Genomic DNA, 18869 nt, shown 5'->3' with positions numbered 1-18869 from the left:
TCTTCTTCATGGTAGTCTCTCCCTCGCTCTACTGCTCTTTTTTACTCTTAGTTTATAGTGAACCGTCCGTGAAATTTTATTTTTCGTACAGTTTGTACATCTCGGCCAGTACCTGCTTGTCGTCAAAAGGATGTTTCACGCCTTTGATCTCCTGGTACTTCTCATGGCCTTTGCCTGCAATCAGCACAATGTCATCCGGCTTCGCCAGGCTTACCGCGGTCTTGATCGCTTCCTTCCTGTCTACAATGGCGATATATTTTCTTTTCGCCGCCGTGTTCAGGCCCGTCTCCATATCGCGAAGGATCTGCTCGGGGTCTTCACTGCGCGGGTTGTCGGAAGTAAAGATCACGCGGTCGCTATGCTCACAGGCTACTTCACCCATCACCGGCCGCTTGGTCTTGTCGCGGTCGCCGCCGCATCCTACTACCGTAATGATCTGCTCATGTCCTTTCCGCAATCCTTTGATGGTGGCCAGCACATTCAGCAAAGCATCGGGTGTGTGCGCATAATCCACAATACCGATCACCCTTTCATTCGCCGAAATGATATAGTCGAACCGTCCTTCAGCACCACTCAGCTCACTCAGTACACGGAGCACTTCAAACTTGTCTTCGCCCAGGCAGATGGCTGCGCCATATACTGCCAGCAGGTTATAGGCATTGAACTCACCGATGAGGCGGAAATGCACTTCCTGGTCGTTGATGGTCATCACCAGGCCCGTCAGTCCATTCTCCAGAATCTTTCCTTTGAACTCCGCCATCGTACGCAGGCTATAGAAATACTTGTGGGCCTGTGTATTCTGCAGCATCACCGCTCCTCTTTTGTCATCGGCATTGGAGATCGCAAAGGCCTCCGATGGCAGTGAATCAAAAAAAGCTTTCTTTACACGTATATATTCGTCAAAGGTTTTGTGATAATCGAGGTGATCATGGGTAATGTTGCTGAACAGGCCACCTGCATATTTCAACCCAGCAATCCGTTGCTGGTGAATGGCATGAGAGCTGGTTTCCATGAACACATGTGAGCAACCGGCATCTACCATTTGTTTCATCAATGCATTCAAGCTGATCGCATCGGGTGTGGTGTGGGTGGCAGGTACGATCTCATCACCGATATGGTTTTGTACTGTACTCAATAAACCGCATTTATAACCCAGACCTGAAAACAACTTGAACAATATGGTAGCGATGGTCGTCTTACCGTTGGTACCGGTCACTCCCACCAGCTTTACGCGCTCAGATGGCTGGCCATAAAAGTTATGAGCCATATAACCGGCAGCCGCGCCACTGTTCTCTACTTCCACATAAGTAACCCCGTCTTTCAAAGCCGATGGCATCACTTCACATACAACCGCTACTGCTCCTTTCTCTATCACACTGTCGATGTACTGGTGCCCGTCTGCCGCTACACCCTTGATGGCAATAAACACATCACCTTTCTCTACTTTACGGGAATCCATATGAAGGGCCTTCGCTTCCACGGCCAGATTACCGTGCACAGAGCGGATCCTTACCTTATATAATATGTCCTGTAAAACTGCCATATATGTTATCGTCCCAGGGACGCTGTCAACGCGATTGTTAATTAATTCAGTTCAATGATCACCGGCTGGTTCTTCGTGAAGACCGCTCCCGGCGTCACACTTTGTGTCTTCACTTTACCCCTGCCCCGCACAATTACTTTGGCCTGCATATTCTCCAACAGGAACAAGGCATCTTTCAAACCCATGCCCCGTACATCGGGCATATTCTTTTTCGATACAGGCTGTCCGTTCAGCACCGGCTCATAATTAGCGGCATATAGCCTTGTCCATTCATGAGCGCCTACGGAATCCCTGTACTTCCATTGCAGGGTGCTCATCACCTGTTGCATATCTTCGGCAGCGCCTGCATATAAATAATAAGAACTATCTTTTTTAACCGGGATGGACTGTGGTGCTTTCCTGTCTTTATCAGCATTCAACGCATACAGCTTATCCGCCAACTCTTTGAATACCGGTCCCGCGACCTTTCCCCCATAATACACCGGCGCAAATGGTTTATTCTTCACTACCACAATGCAGCTGTACTGTGGATTATCAGCCGGAAAGTAACCCGCAAAGGATGACTGGTAAATATGATCGGCATAACCACGGTTGCCATTTGCCATCAGCGAGGTTCCCGTTTTACCAGCTACCGAATAAGGCGCTCCTTTGAACAAGCTGAACGCTGTACCATGCGGCTCGTTGCACACTGCTTTCAGACACTCCTGCAACAACCTCAACGTTTGCTCGCTGCACACTGCCTGCTCCAGCACTTCGGGTTGATTTTCTTTTACTACCAACCCGTTTTCTTTTATCGAATTCACCAGGTAAGGCTTCATCATCTTACCATCATTGGCGATTGCGTTATAGAGCATCAGGGTTTGCAAAGGACTTACCAGCACTTCATAACCAAAACTCATCCAAGGCAGTGAAGTAGCGCTCCATGTTTTCGACTTCGGTGTTTTAACGATCGGTGTCGTTTCACCCAGCAGGTCGATCCCGGAATATTCATTGAAGCGCATCTTCCTGAGGTGATCTACAAACTGTGTTGGCTTTTTTGAATAGTATGCCATCACCAGCTTGGCCATCCCCACATTGGAACTCATTTGAAAAGCCTCTTTTATCGAAACATCGTATCCGTGGTTCTCACTATCGTATACTGTTCTGCCATTTACCTGCCACACACCGCCTTCCAGATTTACCCGGTGGTTGAGCGCGATGTACTTGTCTTCCAACAGGGCCAGCATGGTTGCCAGCTTGAAAGTAGATCCCGGCTCAGAAGCGCGGATGGCATAGTTCATGTCTTCGTAGTAGGTGCCATCGCTTCTCTTACCCAGGTTGGCAATCGCCTTGATCTTTCCCGTCTTCACTTCCATCACCAGGCAGGTGCCATATTCACAGTCGTTGGTCGTGAGCGTCTTCATTAAAGCCGTCTCGGCAATGTCCTGTATGTTTACATCGAGCGTGGTGATGATGTCTTTTCCATTCTGTGGTTCGATCTCGGAACCATCCACCGGTACAAACACACCTGCTGCCACTTTACGCATCAATCGCTTGCCTATCTCTCCTTTCAACACTGTATCGTACGTTTTCTCCAGCCCTACATTCGTGTTCTTCATCTTACCCTCGCTATCGATATACTCTCTCGACAGGCCGATCGTTCTGTTGGCCAGCAGGCCAAATGGGTTCAGGCGTTTATCCTTTACTTCAGGAATAAAACCGCTCTTATCCCTACCCTGCCTGATCAATGGCATGGTGCGTAACTCTTTATATTGCTGAAATGAAAGGTTCTTCTTAAAAAGGAAATACCGATCTTTCTTACGATATCCCTGCTGCAACAACTGCTTGTACTCGCTACTGCTGCGATCTTTAAAATAATCTGCCAGGCTGGTGGATAACGAATCGACATTATCCCTGAAGCGCTTGCCATTCTTCTCGCGCAGGCCCTCGGCCATGAAATCGATATATATATTAAAGAACGGGATCGATGTACTGAGCATGCTTCCATCTTCACTGTAGATCGTTCCGCGCTCAGCATCTATTTCTACAAATTTTTGCTGGTCTTTTTTAGCTTCGTTGATCCAGTGAGTACCCTGGATCTGCTGGATATACACTGCCCGCATCAATATGATCACACTGAACACCACTATGCCGATAAAGCATAGGTACACTCTCCATAATATATCGCGTTTGACTTCCAAGGGACAGGCCTGTATATATAATTACCGATTGTTTAATTGCTGCTCTCTTTTGCAATACTCATTGAGTCTGTCAATACGACCGGGGGAGTTATCAACTCTTTCAACCCCAATCCCAACCGCTCTACTTCCTTTGCAACCTCGCTCTGCTTACTCCGGAACATCACATCGCTCCTCAGCGTCTTGTATTCGTATTGTAATTCCTTCAACTCCTTGCTCACCTTGTTGATGTTGCGGATGGTCTTGTCCGCATAGTGCCCGTTATATATATATACAACCGCGAGCGCCGACAGAAACAGGAAGAACGGAATGTTTTTGACTATCCAGCGATAGCTGAACAGCCGTCTCCGCTCTTTCTTGCGTGCGGTTTCCTTTACTTCTTCTTGATCTTTTTCTTCGCTCATGATTTTTAAGATTAGCGGCTGAACAGTTACTCACCGTCCAACCGCTAATAAAATTGCTGAATGTTCTACCTGGCTCTCATTCAGACATTGGATTTGTACCCTTTATTTTGATGATAAGAACTCGCTTAGTGAATCGGCAGTCGGCAGTCGTGAATCGGCAATCAGCTCTCTAACTTTTTAACTTGTTAACGTGTCACCTTGTCAACACCTATAACCTTTCGGCAATACGCAGCTTGGCACTCCGCGAACGCGGGTTGCGCTTAATCTCTTCCTGCGTAGCAGTGATTGGCTTTTTGGTAATTATTTTCAGCGGCGACTCAGCAACATCCCGTCCAAACGGATCAATCTGCTCTGATTCCTCTGTATCACCTTTACGGAAATAGTTTTTCACTATCCTGTCTTCCAGCGAATGAAAGGTGATGATGGCCACCCGGCCACCTGGCTTTAGTAGTGAAGGAGTTTGTTGCAGCATCTCTTTCAAGGCCCCCAATTCATCATTCACTTCAATGCGCAATGCCTGAAATACCTGGGCAAAGTACTTGTTGGGATTCCCTTTCACCACCGACTGAACGGCTTGTTTAAAATTGGCAATTGTTTTCAACGATACGGTTTGCCGGACCTGCACAATCGTGCGCGCCAGGGTTTTGGAGTTGGTCACTTCGCCGTATTGCTCAAACAATTTGTGCAATCGCGGCTCGTCGTAAGTACTCACCACTTCGTAGGCGGTTAATTCCTGCCGCATGTCCATTCGCATATCCATATCACCTTCAAAACGAATAGAAAAACCGCGGTCCGCCTCATCAAACTGGTGACTGCTTACACCGAGATCGGCCATAATGCCATCCACCTGTGCCACCTTGTGCAGTCGCAAAAACCGTTGCAGGTGCCGGAAGTTGTGCGGCACAAAAATGATCCGTGGATCATCCGGCACATTCTGTTTAGCATCTGCATCCTGGTCAAACACCAGTAATTGTCCATTTTTACCAAGCCGCTTTAGTATTTCGCCGGAATGACCGCCACCACCAAATGTGCAATCCACATATATGCCATCTGGTTGTATGTTGAGCCCGTCTACCGTTTCCTGCAGCAATACCGGAATATGATAATCCGCATTGCCCGGGGAAAAAGATGCAGCGTTATGGTTGTCCTTATCGCTCATCTGCTTAATGTTGACTTCCCGATAGACTGGCCGCTGTCATTACCTGTTGCGCCAATTGACTAAAGGCTTCGGGTGAAAAAGATTCAAAGAGCTGTTGGTACTTATCCTTATCCCAGATTTCAATTTTGTTCATGGCCGCTACCAGCACGATATCCTTCTCCAGCCCGGCGTGATCCTTTAAGTTGGAGGGAACCAGCAACCTACCCGCACTATCCAGCTCCAGCACCGTTGCCCCATTCAGAAAGTATCTTCTGAATTCCCGAACTTTGGGATCAAAATCATTCAACTTGCCCAATTCAGCGAATATGGGATCCCAGCTTTTCATGGGATACAGCGTAAGGCACTTTTCAAAGCCTCTGTTAACAACAAACTGGCTCCCGGCCTCTTCCGGCAACTGCTTTTTAAAGCCAGCCGGCAAGAGGAAGCGACCTTTTGTGTCCAAAGTTGCTTCGTATTCGCCTATGAAACCATTCATTCTTAATCACTTAACCCCTTATCGCTTTTAATTACCACAAAATAACACTTTTTCCCACTCTCTAACGAGGATTTGGAATTTTTATTTTTTCCACAAGTCTTGATTTGTATACAAGTAACGTCCCTGCTTCATTCCAGGCCATTTTGCCCGGTGGGAGCCAATATTGCCGTGCATTCACTGTGAATAGCGGGGCAAATCCTGTGGATAAGCCTCTTTTGCCTGTGCATTACCTGTGATCCTTCTTTAATCTGTAGGGTATCTTTAGGTTACAGTAGGGTTATGGTAGGCTTTATACCCAAAGAAACCCGGAAGAAAACCCCAGGAAAACCCTAGGATGACCCTAAGATGGCAGGTTTCATAAAGAGAGAATAGTACCTCATGAGCAATTGAGACCAACTGGGTCGTACATTTGCAAACGGCCAAGTGAGGCCGTCCCACTTAAATCCGGATATGGCAGCAACAAGCCAATCCTCCCAAGCCCCCGCTGAAAAACCGAACAACGGTACATCGAAGAAACCTATCCGTTATAACCTGTGAACGATCGTTGAGCGACCTGGTTATTAGTAGCACTTACAGCAAAACGATAAAAAAGGCGGCGATAAGCCGTACCCCATTTATGCATCCGAAGAGTATAGCCATTAAGGATTTCACTTATCAGTTACCGGAAGAGCGGATCGCCCGGTACCCGCTGCCTGAAAGGGACAGCTCCAAACTGCTGATATACAAAGACAAAAAGCTCCAGGAAGATACTTACCGCCACATCGATCAATACCTGCCGGCGGATTCATTACTCATATTTAATAATACAAAGGTGGTGGAGGCGCGGCTGCTGTTTCAAAAGCCCACCGGCGCTTCCATCGAGGTCTTTTGCCTTGAACCTCATGCTGATTATCCCGATATTACCACGGCCATGTCGCAAAAAGCGCGGGTAACCTGGATGTGCCTGATCGGTGGCGCTTCCAAATGGAAAAGCGGCCAGGTATTGGAAAAACGCATTGCTCATGGCAGTGAGATCATTCTCTTACAGGCGAAATACCTCGAAAAGGTAAAGGACAGCTTTGCCATCGAATTGTCGTGGACGCCTGATGCTTTGAGTTTTGCAGAAGTACTACACCTGGCGGGCATCATTCCACTGCCTCCTTATATTAAAAGGGCCGCTGAAATAACGGATGCTACCCGTTATCAAACGATCTATGCGCATGCGGACGGTTCTGTTGCGGCACCTACTGCCGGACTGCACTTCACCGAATCATTGTTCGGACAATTACAAGCGCGGAATATCCAACGGAGTTATGTAACGCTGCATGTGGGGGCGGGCACTTTTCAACCAGTGAAAAGCGACGTGATGGATGGCCATGAAATGCATGTGGAATTTATAGACGTACCGGCCACGCTTATACAACAGCTTATAGATTATAGTGATAAGCATATCACCGTAGTGGGCACTACTTCGCTGCGCACAGTGGAAAGCCTGTACTGGCTGGGGATTAAAACCATTCTTCACCCCGACCTTATTCCCGGCGAACTCGTTATTCGCCAATGGGATGCTTACGAATTGGATGCCACTCATATAACGGCAGCTGAAGCGCTCAACTCCCTGTTGCAGTACATGCGAAAGCATCAATGGGAAAGGCTGATCACGAAAACACAATTGCTGATAACGCCCGGTTATACTATCCGCATACCGCGGGCGCTGGTCACTAATTTTCACCAGCCTCAATCTACTTTGTTATTGCTGGTAGCGGCATTTGCAGGCAACGAATGGAGAAGCCTGTACGAGTATGCGCTGGAACATGAATTCCGTTTTCTCAGTTATGGTGATGGATGTCTGCTGTTTCGGTAACAGCTTTCTTCTTCAGTAATGGAAGCTCCAATGTAAAGGCAGACCCTCTGCCCAATACGCTTTCTACCTTGATCTTTCCCTGGTGTGCGTCAACAATGGTCTTTACATAGCTGAGGCCGAGACCGAATCCTTTTACGTTGTGAAGGTTGCCGGTATGTGCGCGGTAGAACTTTTCAAAAATGCGGCGCACCGTCTCTTTGCTCATGCCGATGCCATTATCTTCCACCCTGATCACAAGGTTCTTACTGGTACTGTGGGTAGTTATTTTTAGTACAAGATTTTCTTTGGAATACTTCACCGCATTGTCGATGAGGTTGGAGATCAGGTTGCGGAAATGCACCGGATCGGCTTCTATATAATCCTGGCGGGCGCTCAGGTTCAGATCGGCCTGGCCTTGCTTTTCGTCCAGCTGCAAGGTGTAGTTGTCCATGATCTCATGGATCAGGTCGTGCACATGAATGGGTTGTTTATTCAGTTGCAACTCCTGCCTGTCCATCACAGCAGCTTGCAAGATCGTTTCCACATGTTTGTTCATGCGCTTGTTCTCTTCCTTGATGATGCTGCTGAAGTAATCCATCTTGGTGCGGTCCTGTAACACTTTATCATTTCTCAAAGCATCCACAGCCAGTGATATAGTAGCCAGTGGTGTTTTGAACTCATGGGTCATGTTGTTGATAAAATCGTTCTTGATCTCACTCAGCTTCTTCTGGCGCAACAAGGCAGTTACCGTTACATAGAAGGCTGCTATGATCATGATCGTAAAGAACACGGCTCCCACAATCATCCACTTCATCTGCTGGAGGATGATCTTTTTTACATTCGGCACTATCACCGACATGATCTCTTCGGGCACCAGGTTTTCGAGATCACTACCACTGGGTGGCTGGAACACGTAGATGAAATGGAAATAATCTGCTGCCAATGAATCGCCACCTTCTGCGAGGTTCAATTCTTCTTCGGCTTTCAGGTAACCTCTTGACTTCAGTTCGTAGGAAAGGAGGCTAACATTGGAGGTGATGGCAAATTCAAACTTCAGGTTTTGGAGGCCCTGGTTCTCGAACGACTTGCGCAGCTTTTCATCTACTTCAAATTCGGTGAACTTCTGTGCTATGGTCGGCGGCTTCATCAGCTCCATCTGGAACTGTTCGGAAGGCCAGTTGAAATTAGGTTTAGTGCGGAAGTTCTTGAGGGAAGGAAGTGTGCCTTTCTGGTCCATGAGCATCTTGCCCACATCGTGTATACCACGCTCCATCTTGTACTTGAACTCTTCCTGCTTATCGACGAGCATCGTTTGCAGCCAGTTGTACTGCACGTAAATGGTGCCTATCAGCGACAGGCTGATCAAGACAATAATGATGGGAAATATTTTCCGTAATTGCAACTGATATGATTTTAACGCCACGTCCATTTACCTGCCTGTTTCTCAATATCTCAGCGTACAGAGAGTTCCCGGTCACGTCAATTTTCTCCTGCAGGTAATTTTCAATCGGCAAATTTAATAAACAGGTTACAGAACCGCTAAGGAGCAGGACGGGGATGGTTTGATTTAACTAAGTTTTACCACGGAAAAGGCAAGTTAACCCCGGAGGCCCCTGCCAGCACCGCTTCTCCCCTTGTGCGCCAGAGTGCTAACTTAGTAAGTTTTGTGCAACGAATCCCATTTTTTAAACAATCATTTTGTCAGCAGCAAGAAAGTCTTAATTTAGGAATATGATAAAACCGGGACCTGGAACGTTGTTGATAGCCGAGCCTTTTTTGAAAGACCCCAATTTTATGCGCACGGTTGTGTTTCTCTGCGATCACCAGGAAGAAGGGAGTTTCGGTTTTGTCCTGAACAAAGCTTATGAGCACACACTGAATGAGTTGATGAATGATCTCGATGAGTTGAAATTACCTGTTTTTTATGGCGGACCGGTACAGATGGACACTATCCATTTTCTGCACCAGTACCCTACCCTGATCCCCGGCAGCTTCCAGGTGCTGGATGGGATCTATTGGGGAGGTGATTTCGAAACGGCCATCACTTTGATTCGTGATGGATCTATCGACATCAACAAGATCCGGTTCTTCATCGGTTATTCCGGTTGGGGGAGTGGACAACTGAACGATGAACTGAAGGAGAACTCTTGGCTTACTGCAGAAGCAACCAAGAAGCTGGTTTTCCACCGCAATACGAATGAAATATGGAAGGAAGCACTGAAGCACCTGGGTGGTGATTATGAAATGATGGCGAACTTTCCTATCGATCCGCAGTTGAATTAATTAGCTTTTAGCTCTTGGCAATTAGCTGTTAGCAGTTGAATTGAGACGTGAGAATTGATCTTACTCTATCATAAAAAACGAGGCCCCGCAAAAATGCGGGGCCTTTCTTTATCAAACTTTCAGCACCTAATATTTACTTTATTGTAAGGGGAACTTCACGCCGATGCCCGCACCCCAGTTGCTCATTCCATCGAGGTCGTTGTACTTAACCGGCATGTAGTTATAATCGGCCCGCAGGGTAATACCGGAAGGACCGCCCTTGCGGAAAGGCACGAAGACTCCTGCTTCGGGCCTTGCCGCAAAGCCAAATTTACTTTTACTATTTTCAAACTCTCCCACATATTGACGGTACAGCACCAGGTTGCCACCTACACCTACTCCAACGTATGGTTGTATAGCTGACTGCGGGGTGAAATTATATTGTACCTGTGCCAATATAGGAATGGCTTGTATAGAATTCGTTAATACTGCTGATATATCGCTACCATCGTCCAGCTTGTATACCTGGCGCGGGTACTTCTGGTAGAAGTCCTGAAAGCCGGTACCCAAACCTATCGACAGCTTATCATTGATGCCATATAGCAGACTCGCTGCCCAGCTGCGATAAGATGTTTTATCGATCACATCTTTAAAATTGCCGGTAGGTGTATTGATGGAGTAATTGATGTTGAGGTTCAATCGCCCTTCCTGGGCCTGTGTTACTCCGGCTGTAAATAAGCCAGCTATGAACACTGCAATTATTTTATAGGAAGTTTTCATTGTCGTAATCTTTTTTGTTCAGGGAATTATTGTCCTGACTTAAAGTAAGTCGATTGATCGAACAGGTTCTTGACATGGTTCACCGCATTCTGTGTGCGGAATACACCTGATCCACGCACGAGTCCCATCCATACGCCTTTGATCTGTTTATCGGCTCCTGCATCTTTCAGGTCCAGCGCATCAATGGAGAGGGCGCCTTCTGTGATCTGATAAGATCCATACCAGGTTGGAAATCCATAACCGTAGCCCGGATATCCCCAATAGAAAGGATCCCAGTAACCGTAATAACTGCCCCAGTAATCAGGATAGCTTACAATGCCCGAGTAGGTATTGTAAATACGACTTACGTTGATTCCAATGTCAGGGCTTTGGGTTTTATTGACCAGTGTGTAGCCTTGTTGTTGCAAGCGTGCTTTCAATGCATCGATCACTGCTGCATCATAGGCCGTGATGTCTTTACCTTCCAGCCGGTTGTTGCTGATGACCGATACGGAATCTACAATGCTGAATGTGGTGTAGGAACTGAAGTTGGCGCTGCTATCGCGATTGGTGATATAAATGCGGCTCTCGTCTTCTGTGAGGTTATTGAGTGGTTCTTTGGTGCAACTCCCCAACAAACCCATCACTGCCGCTGCGCTAATCGTTAAGAGTATGCTTTTCATTACGTTGTTTTTTACGTCTTATAGACGAAAAAACATGTGCCACGGTTTGAATGATGTGGATACTTAACAGTGCTATAACAGTTATTAAAACAAGGTTAAAATATTGAGGTATTAGCTGTTAGCTTTTAGGCGTTAGTGCTTTTGTTTCGCTAAAGGCTAATAGCTAATTACTCAAGCCTTTACTTTTCTGCATAGCCATAATATGATCAGCCCCAATAATGATAACAGCATTAAAGCATAACGCAATCCTGTTTGATGGGCAATGAAACCAATCATGGGTGGCCCAACGAGAAAGCCTGAGAAGCCTACGGTGCTGACAGCAGCCAGTGCGGCGCTGGTACTCATTGTTGTGGTTTTGGCGCTAAGGCTGTACACAATGGGGATTACTGTGGCCACTCCAAATCCGATCAATCCAAATCCGATGAGCACAGCAACGGGATGTGCTACTGATGTAGCCAACAACAATCCTATTGTTACGAGTGCTCCGTCGAGCATCAGCGCTTTCTTATAACTCAGTTTACCAATCACGCCATCACCAACCAGCCGTCCTAATGCCATCATACAGGCAAAGACCATGTAGCCGCTCGTGCTCACCCGTTGCAGATCGTTCAGCACTTGTTTGTAGTACAACGAACTCCAGTCGGCCATGGCGCCTTCGCAGATGGCGCAACAAAAACAAATAGCGCCTAACAGCCATAATGTTTTATCGGGCCATGCAAATATCTTTTGCTCACCAGCAGGTTTCGTTTTCCTGATCAGGTAAAAAACCATGGTAGAGGAGATCACCGTCACGATCACTGCTACTGTTATAAAATGTTGCGTGGTAGTAGCACCGATCTTCATGGTATAACCACCCAGGCCCGCACCTGTCATCGCTCCAATACTCCACAGGCCATGAAATGATGAGAGTAATGATTTATCGTACATCTCTTCCTGTACCAGGAGTGCCTGTGTATTCATCGCGATGTTGAGCACATTGCCGCAAAAGCCAAACAGGAATAATGCAACGGATAGCATGAACACTGTGCTGCTGTAACCAATGAACAGTAATACGAGTGCATAAGCAATGGCCGATGCAAAGTTCATAAGCCTGCTGCCCAACACGGATACTGCCCAACCAGCAAATGGTAGTGCGACCAAAGCACCCAGCGGCAGCATGAACAATACGGCGCCGAGCTCAGCTTCATTCAACCCGAATTGCTCTTTGACGGCAGGTATGCGGGAGGCCCATGTAGCAAACACAAAGCCGCAAACAAAAAAGAAACAGGAAGCAGCAATGCGGTGTATGATGGGTTTGTGGAGGGCCATATCGTGGCAAAGATAGCCTGCATACGCTGTCTGGATGTGATTTTTCCGGATAAGGATTTTACCAGCAATTTGATGTGGGTTTTACTATGGGCCTGCAAAACCCCTCGATTTTGCGTTGTTTGGCGAATAGTAACACGCCAAAACCCCGTATGGTACAGTAATTGCCAGTTTTAGGTGTACATCATTAATCCGTATCGGGGCGCTGTATAATGGTCGGCATTATATAGCATATCAGGCCCTTCGTTTTGACCCAAAATCGAACCACTATGAAAACCACTCTACTCGTGGCAGGCATCCTATTGTCTGTACTTGCTTCCGGTCAACAGGTAGCAAAAGGTCTAACCGCTTCTAATGGCACTTTCATTGGCTTCTATCAGTACACTCCCGTCGATTACAATGCTACTGGCGAAAAGTATCCGCTTATCATCTTTCTGCATGGTATCGGGGAGCGGGGTAATGGTACTACCGATTTGCCAAGTGTAGCCAACAATGGGGTTCCCAAGTACATTAAGAACGGCCACAAAATGCGCTTCTTCTGGAATGGCAAATGGCAAACATTTCTCGTACTGTCACCACAACTTAGTCCTAATTATGGCTGGTGGTACAATTTCTATGTGGAAGAAATGATCAAGTATGCCAAGGCCAACCTGAACGTTGACACCAATCGTATCTCGCTCGCAGGTCTTAGTCTTGGCGGCGGCGGTGTATGGTCTTATCCCAAAGAGTCGCTGGCCAAGGCCAAACAGCTCAACGCTATTGCCCCATGCTGCCCTACGTGTGAAACTATTGACAACTGTAATATCACACAGGCTAATTTACCGCTTTGGGCTTTCCATGCTCAGAATGATGGCACTACGCCGGCCAACTGTACTTCGGCCTCCATCGACAGGTTGAATACCACTTGTGGCGCTGCTGTACAGGCTTATAAAACCATCTGGCCTGATGGCGGCCACGGTGTATGGGACCGCGCATTTGATACCGTATACAGGTGGCAAAACCCCAATGTATATGAGTGGATGTTGGGACAGGATAAAAGCAAGCCTGTGAACGTTCGTCCGCAAGCAAGAGCCGGTTCTAACCTGACGATCTCTACGACCACCGGTTATGCTTATCTGAGTGGCGCCAGCTCTACCGATGCTGATGGCACGCTGGAGCGTTTCGTGTGGAAGCAGGTATCAGGCCCTTCCAATAGCAGTATTGTAACGTCTGTATCTACTAATGGTATTACGCGTGTGAACGGCCTTACGTCTGCCGGCACTTATGTATTTGAATTGACCGTAGTAGACGATCGTGCCGACTTTGTTAAAACAACGATGTCTGTAACTGTAGTGAGCGGAGCTACTTCCAATATCCCGCCCGTTACAGAAGCAGGTGCCAATATCAGTACTGCCGTTTCAGCAGTCACCTTGCATGGCAGCGATTCTTATGATCCTGATGGGGCTACCTTGACATATAAATGGACACGGGTATCTGGTCCTGCTGTATATAGTCTTTCCAATGATGCTGTGGCCAACCCTGACTTATCTAACTTGTTGGTTGGCACGTATCAATTCCAGCTGGAAACTACCGATGCGCAAGGCGCCAGAACAACGGATGTAGTATCTGTGAGCTCTTCTTCTTCAGCGCTGCCTACTACGCTGGCTTACTTCAAAGGCAATGCTGCTACGGGAGTAGCTAAACTGACCTGGGCTACAGCTCAGGAAGAAAACAATAACCGCTTCGAGGTGGAGCGTAGTAGTGACGGAAAAAGCTTCGCTGTTGTTGGTGTTGTACAATCGGCGGGCAATAGTTCGATGCAGCAAACGTATACTTATACCGACCCGCAAGAGGTCCGTGGCACGCTGTACTACAGGTTGCGGCTCGTAAACATCGATGGCAAGACCATTATGTACTCACTGGTAGTGCCTGTAACCAGCAACCGCGCCAAGGTAAGGCTGGAATACTTCCCCAACCCGGTGAAAGAGAGCATCACCGTATTGGTAAGTGATAGCCAACGCGGCATGCTACAAATACGCCTGATCGGCATGGATGGCAAAATGATACAGCAGAAGCAGTGGATGAAGAAAGAGGAAAGTATTACTGCGATCATGGATGCAGCGCGATTACTGCCGGGAATCTATCTGATGGAAGTTACCGTTGGTGATCAGTTGCGTGAGATCAGGAAGATTGTTAAAGAGTAACACGAATTATAGCGACATACACGCATTGCGATATAAGGGCTTTTTGGATTGCATACAACCATGAATGATGATTAACGCCTGGCCGCTTTGTGCGGCCTGGCTTTTTTATATGCCAGTCTATCCGGCAATGATCATCTAAAGGGTTGATAGAAGGAATGTGTAGCCAAGGCTAACATCGGCTTGTCTCCGCTGGTATCACCATAGCAGTAAATGCTATTGTATTGGGATAGATCGTATGCTTCGCGGATGCGGCGTACTTTTTCTTCTCCGTGGCAGTTGTTGCCTTTGATCTTACCGGTGATCTTTTCTTTGTTCACTTCCAGGCGGGTGGCCAGTAAGGGCAGGTTGAGCGAAGCGCACCAGGGGCGCAGCCAGTTTTCGGGCGAAGCGGAAACGATCACCACTTCAGCGCCAGCCCGCTTTAGCTTGTCTATTTCTTTGAGGGCTTTCTCGCGTATCAGTGAAGGAATTGCTTCTGCCGCAAACTGCTCACAGAAGGTATTGAAGTCTGCTTCTTTCATACCGCCAAAGAAGAATTGTAATGTTCTTTCCTTGGCCAGCTGGTTGGAGATAACCCCGGCTTTATACGCTACCAGGAAAGGGCTGTTGAGCAGGAAGCCAAAGTAGAACTTGGCTTTGCCATGCCTGTATTTGAATATTTCCAGCAGGGTATCTTTGGTGGTAATGGTACCATCGAAATCGAAGAATGCAATTGACCGGCTCACATTTTCAGTTTTTTGAAGATAAATTCAGGTACACTCTTAATGATCAGCATGATCCAGCGCCAGAACCATTTCACGTATACTACGTTCTTTTTCTTTGCTACTGCTTTGTAAACGGTATTGGCCACTTGTTCTGGCATTGCCGTCAACAAAGGAGGCAACGTAAGATTGGCAGTCATGGCTGTGTATACAAAGCCCGGCTGTACGCTCACTACGTGTACGCCTTCATGGAACATGCGGTTGCGCAGGCCCGATAAATAGGCCGTGAAACCTGCCTTGGCACTGCCATAGATGTAATTGCTTTGTCTGCCACGCTCACCTGCCACGGAACTGATGCCGGCAATCACGCCTTTCTTCTGTGCTGCGTAGTAATTGCTCACTACGTTGAGAATAGAAACGGCTCCTGTATAATTGGTGTGAATGATCTTTTCGCTTTCGGCCCAGTTGGCTCTCGCTGTTTCATTCTCTCCAAGGTAGCCAAATACGCAAATGGTGATATCGGGCTTTATCGGTAGCTGATCGAAGAATGCCTGGTGTGATGTAAAATTGAGGGCATCGAATTCGTGTGACGTACAGGTCACATTGTGGCGGATGGAAATATCCGACTGCAGGGCTTTCAGCCTTTGTGCATTGCGGGCTGCCAGTTGTATTGCATGGCCTTCTGCCGCATATTTGTTAGCAATGGCCATCGCCATATCGGAGGCGGCGCCAAGTATAAGAATGGTAGACATCGATTGGGGTAATTTTTTGTTACAGGTTACTTGTTACAGGGGCGTTGTTCGTTGATTCAATCAAACCTGCGCCTTGATTTGTTCTTTTGTCCCTGTAACCTGAATCCTGGAACCTGAATTCGCTATCCCCGGTGTCAGCAACAAGCGGTCTGATTGTACTGAACGGAACTTACCGTCGGGATTGTATTTTTTTACAATGGCTTTAAATTCGTCGAGCCTGGGGTAGCCTGCTTCCAGCACTTCGGGTTTCATACGGGCATCTTTGCTCATGTAGAGGCGACCACCGTATTTCAGTACGATCTGGTCCAGCTCGTCCAGGATCTCAAAGAGACCTTTACGCACAGGAATGTCCAGCGCCAGTGTATATCCTTCTTCGGGGAAAGAGATAAGGCTTTCCTGCTTGCCGAATACTTTCAATACTGCGAGGAAAGAGCCAAGGCCTTTATCGCTGATGCGTTGTAATATTTCGATCAACCCCTGCTTGGCGTGCATGGGTATTACAAACTGGTATTGTACAAATCCCGGTTTGCCATAGCCTCTGTTCCAGTGGAGGATAGCATCGAGGGGATAATAGAAGGGTTCGTAGCCTACTACGTTGTTGATCTCTTTCTTGAAGTTCTTGCCGTAGTAGAGGAAGTTGAAGGCTTTCACGGTGAAGGCGTTCAATACCCAGGAAGGGAGGTTGAACGGGAACGTGATCTGCTTCTTTTTGGGCAGCTTCAGGGGTTCCTTGCGTTGTTTCTCATTCAGGTCGTTCACCGTAGCATGTTCTCCCAATATCAGAATGCTGCGGCCAAAGCCTTTGCCTTTTTTCAGGCAGTCGATCCAGGCTACTGAATAGGTGTAATGCTGGTATTCTTCGAACAGCTGTATGATGTGTTCAAGGTTATCGGCCTTGATCTGTTTTTGCTTGATGTAGGAGGTCTCGATCTTTTTGAGGCGGAACTTCACCCGGCTGATCATGCCTGTAAGGCCCATGCCTCCGCAGGTAGCTTCAAACAGGTCTACGTGCTCGGTAGGTGAACAGGTGATCACTTCTCCATTGCCCATGATCACGTCCATGTCCACTATGTGGTTGGAAAAGGAACCGTCTACGTGGTGGTTCTTTCCGTGTACATCACTGCCTACAGCACCGCCCACGGTGATGAATTTGGTGCCTGGCGTTACGGGCAGGAACCAGCCCTTGGGCACGATCACTTCCAGTATTTTATCCAGCACCAGTCCGCTCTGGCATTCGAAAACACCTGTAGCGGTATCAAAAGAGAGTATCTTATCGTATTTGAGGGTGGAAATGGTTTGGGGCGCCAGGGAGGCGTCGCCATAGCAACGTCCATTGCCACGGGGAATGAAGTGTGTGGTTTTCTTTACCAGCTGCACAAGCTGGTCGTCAAAGCTGAACTGCTGTTCATCACTTTCCATCACGGGGTAGTTACCCCAGTTGGCAATTGATTTCTTCATGCGAATAGTCGTTTTTTATTTGAACACGGTAATATCCTTTATGTAAAGGATAAGATAAAAACTGGCTATCCATAGAACGAGGGTAAGCTGAATGAAACGGTCTTTATAAAGGATTTCGGTAGGTGACCCTGCCTTGTTCAACACAAAGGCGATCTGCAAGTAGCGCATGATACCGGCGATCACGAACAGGGACGTATAGTATAAACGGTGCCCAAACTCTTTGTACAATGCACCGGATACGGTATAGTTAATGTAAGATACGATCAATATGGCGCAAATAAGCCCCAACATGATGTTCAGGAACTCGAGGCTGTATCCTTTGATCGATTTCCGCATATCGGCACCGGTAGCTACTTTCAGCATCACATCATCCCGGCGCTTGGCAATGGCCATGAACAGGGCCAGCAGGAAAGTCATGATGATAAGCCATTCGGTGGTATCGATCGCCCCCAGTGACGCTCCTCCTTTTACCCGCAGCACAAAACCGGCCGATACGATCAGGATATCTACAATGGATATATTCTTTAGCCCAAAGCAATACCCGAGGTTCAATACGTAATATATACCCGTAATAAACAAGAACTTATACGTAGGATCGATCATATAACTAATACCCAGGCCGGCAACTGCCAGCAGGATACAGATGGCCAATCCTACTCCTTTCTTTACTTTGCCCGAGGCTAATGGCCGCTTGCTCTTTTTAGGATGCTTACGGTCGTCCTCTATGTCCCTGTAATCGTTAATGATGTAGATACTACTGGCAAGGAAGCTAAATGCAATAAAGCCGCCGATCAGCAACAAGAATTGCTCTTTAAACTCCGAAGGGTTAAATAGTTTGCCTGCAAAGAATGAGGGGATGAACAGGAAACCATTTTTTGCCCAGTCTTTGGGTCTTAATAATTTGATATAATCCCGCATTGAACGTCTATTCCGGGCACAAGATACAGCACAAAATGCTCTGATGCAAGCCCCTGCGGCAGAGACTGTATGAACCAGCCGTTAATTCTTTTGAACCGCGGCCGAATTTACCCAAACCCCACAGCAGGCATCAAGGCATATAGGCATTAAGGCAACGAGAAAGATAGGATTAAAATTGGTCTTTGGAGGGGAAGTATTTGATAAACAGGGGGCAATAACTTGCAATTTATTTATGCATAGGCTACTTTCGCATAACCTTAAACCGCCA

At 47.3% G+C, this 18869-nt stretch carries 16 protein-coding genes; 3 read left to right on the top strand and 13 right to left on the bottom strand.

Annotation, left to right across the window (positions count from 1 at the left end):
* Positions 1 to 76: 76 nt before the first annotated feature.
* The 5 genes from AC5JBY_RS09740 to mraZ all read right to left on the bottom strand — a co-directional run bounded on the left by AC5JBY_RS09740 (position 77) and on the right by mraZ (position 5758).
* Entirely contained in the window at positions 77 to 1543 is a 1467-nt protein-coding gene (locus AC5JBY_RS09740; protein WP_495904387.1) for a UDP-N-acetylmuramoyl-L-alanyl-D-glutamate--2,6-diaminopimelate ligase, read from the bottom strand.
* A gap of 41 nt (positions 1544 to 1584) precedes the next feature.
* Positions 1585 to 3723: a penicillin-binding protein gene (locus AC5JBY_RS09735; protein ID WP_495904386.1), complete on the bottom strand. Its 2139-nt coding sequence runs from the start codon at positions 3721 to 3723 to the stop codon at positions 1585 to 1587.
* 32 nt (positions 3724 to 3755) lie between these two features.
* Positions 3756 to 4124, bottom strand: a complete 369-nt coding sequence (locus AC5JBY_RS09730; RefSeq protein WP_495904385.1) for an FtsL-like putative cell division protein — start codon at positions 4122 to 4124, stop codon at positions 3756 to 3758.
* A gap of 208 nt (positions 4125 to 4332) precedes the next feature.
* Positions 4333 to 5283 (bottom strand): 16S rRNA (cytosine(1402)-N(4))-methyltransferase RsmH, encoded by a 951-nt coding sequence (rsmH, locus tag AC5JBY_RS09725; RefSeq protein WP_495904384.1) that lies wholly within the window; start codon positions 5281 to 5283, stop codon positions 4333 to 4335.
* Between the two features lie 4 nt (positions 5284 to 5287).
* Positions 5288 to 5758: a division/cell wall cluster transcriptional repressor MraZ gene (gene mraZ, locus AC5JBY_RS09720; RefSeq protein WP_495904383.1), complete on the bottom strand. Its 471-nt coding sequence runs from the start codon at positions 5756 to 5758 to the stop codon at positions 5288 to 5290.
* Between the two features lie 616 nt (positions 5759 to 6374).
* Between mraZ and AC5JBY_RS09715 the strand changes: the two genes are divergently transcribed.
* Positions 6375 to 7601, top strand: a complete 1227-nt coding sequence (locus tag AC5JBY_RS09715; protein WP_495904382.1) for an S-adenosylmethionine:tRNA ribosyltransferase-isomerase — start codon at positions 6375 to 6377, stop codon at positions 7599 to 7601.
* On the opposite strand, the gene AC5JBY_RS09710 is transcribed toward AC5JBY_RS09715, so the two are convergent.
* Positions 7567 to 8982 carry a sensor histidine kinase gene (locus AC5JBY_RS09710; RefSeq protein ID WP_495904381.1) on the bottom strand — a complete coding sequence of 472 codons (1416 nt, stop codon included), beginning with the start codon at positions 8980 to 8982 and terminating at the stop codon, positions 7567 to 7569. The genes AC5JBY_RS09715 and AC5JBY_RS09710 overlap by 35 nt on opposite strands.
* Positions 8983 to 9311: 329 nt before the next feature.
* On the opposite strand from AC5JBY_RS09710, the gene AC5JBY_RS09705 reads away from it, so the two are divergent.
* On the top strand, positions 9312 to 9863 hold the full coding sequence (locus tag AC5JBY_RS09705) for a YqgE/AlgH family protein (RefSeq protein ID WP_495904380.1): 552 nt from the start codon (positions 9312 to 9314) through the stop codon (positions 9861 to 9863).
* Positions 9864 to 10001: 138 nt separating this feature from the next.
* Here the strand turns inward: AC5JBY_RS09705 and AC5JBY_RS09700 are convergent, their stop codons facing one another.
* The 3 genes from AC5JBY_RS09700 to AC5JBY_RS09690 all read right to left on the bottom strand — a co-directional run bounded on the left by AC5JBY_RS09700 (position 10002) and on the right by AC5JBY_RS09690 (position 12592).
* Complete coding sequence (locus tag AC5JBY_RS09700; protein ID WP_495904379.1) at positions 10002 to 10622, bottom strand: outer membrane beta-barrel protein; 621 nt, start codon at positions 10620 to 10622, stop codon at positions 10002 to 10004.
* A 26-nt stretch (positions 10623 to 10648) separates the two neighbouring features.
* Positions 10649 to 11284: a DUF4136 domain-containing protein gene (locus AC5JBY_RS09695; RefSeq protein ID WP_495904378.1), complete on the bottom strand. Its 636-nt coding sequence runs from the start codon at positions 11282 to 11284 to the stop codon at positions 10649 to 10651.
* Between the two features lie 171 nt (positions 11285 to 11455).
* On the bottom strand, positions 11456 to 12592 hold the full coding sequence (locus AC5JBY_RS09690; RefSeq protein WP_495904377.1) for an MFS transporter: 1137 nt from the start codon (positions 12590 to 12592) through the stop codon (positions 11456 to 11458).
* A gap of 266 nt (positions 12593 to 12858) precedes the next feature.
* Here AC5JBY_RS09690 and AC5JBY_RS09685 point away from each other — a divergent pair, with 266 nt between their 5' ends.
* The gene (locus AC5JBY_RS09685) at positions 12859 to 14772 is read left to right on the top strand and encodes a PKD domain-containing protein (protein WP_495904376.1); all 1914 of its coding nucleotides are present in this window, start codon (positions 12859 to 12861) and stop codon (positions 14770 to 14772) included.
* 131 nt (positions 14773 to 14903) lie between these two features.
* Here AC5JBY_RS09685 and AC5JBY_RS09680 read toward each other — a convergent pair whose 3' ends face one another.
* From AC5JBY_RS09680 to AC5JBY_RS09665, 4 genes are read right to left on the bottom strand one after another with little or no spacing between them, the layout of a single operon-like run.
* Positions 14904 to 15497 (bottom strand): HAD family hydrolase, encoded by a 594-nt coding sequence (locus AC5JBY_RS09680; RefSeq protein WP_495904375.1) that lies wholly within the window; start codon positions 15495 to 15497, stop codon positions 14904 to 14906.
* A complete protein-coding gene (locus tag AC5JBY_RS09675) occupies positions 15494 to 16225 on the bottom strand; it encodes an SDR family oxidoreductase (protein ID WP_495904374.1) in 732 nt (243 codons plus the stop codon). The genes AC5JBY_RS09680 and AC5JBY_RS09675 overlap by 4 nt, the downstream gene beginning before the upstream one ends.
* Before the next feature lie 60 nt (positions 16226 to 16285).
* Positions 16286 to 17683, bottom strand: a complete 1398-nt coding sequence (locus AC5JBY_RS09670; RefSeq protein ID WP_495904373.1) for an FAD-binding protein — start codon at positions 17681 to 17683, stop codon at positions 16286 to 16288.
* A 15-nt stretch (positions 17684 to 17698) separates the two neighbouring features.
* Positions 17699 to 18601 carry a decaprenyl-phosphate phosphoribosyltransferase gene (locus tag AC5JBY_RS09665; protein ID WP_495904372.1) on the bottom strand — a complete coding sequence of 301 codons (903 nt, stop codon included), beginning with the start codon at positions 18599 to 18601 and terminating at the stop codon, positions 17699 to 17701.
* Between the last annotated feature and the right edge of the window lie 268 nt (positions 18602 to 18869).

The sequence above is a fragment of the Paraflavitalea sp. genome, assembly GCF_059502485.1.
The sequence above is the reverse complement of the archived record's forward strand: the minus strand, read 5'-3'. Positions and strand labels throughout refer to the sequence as shown.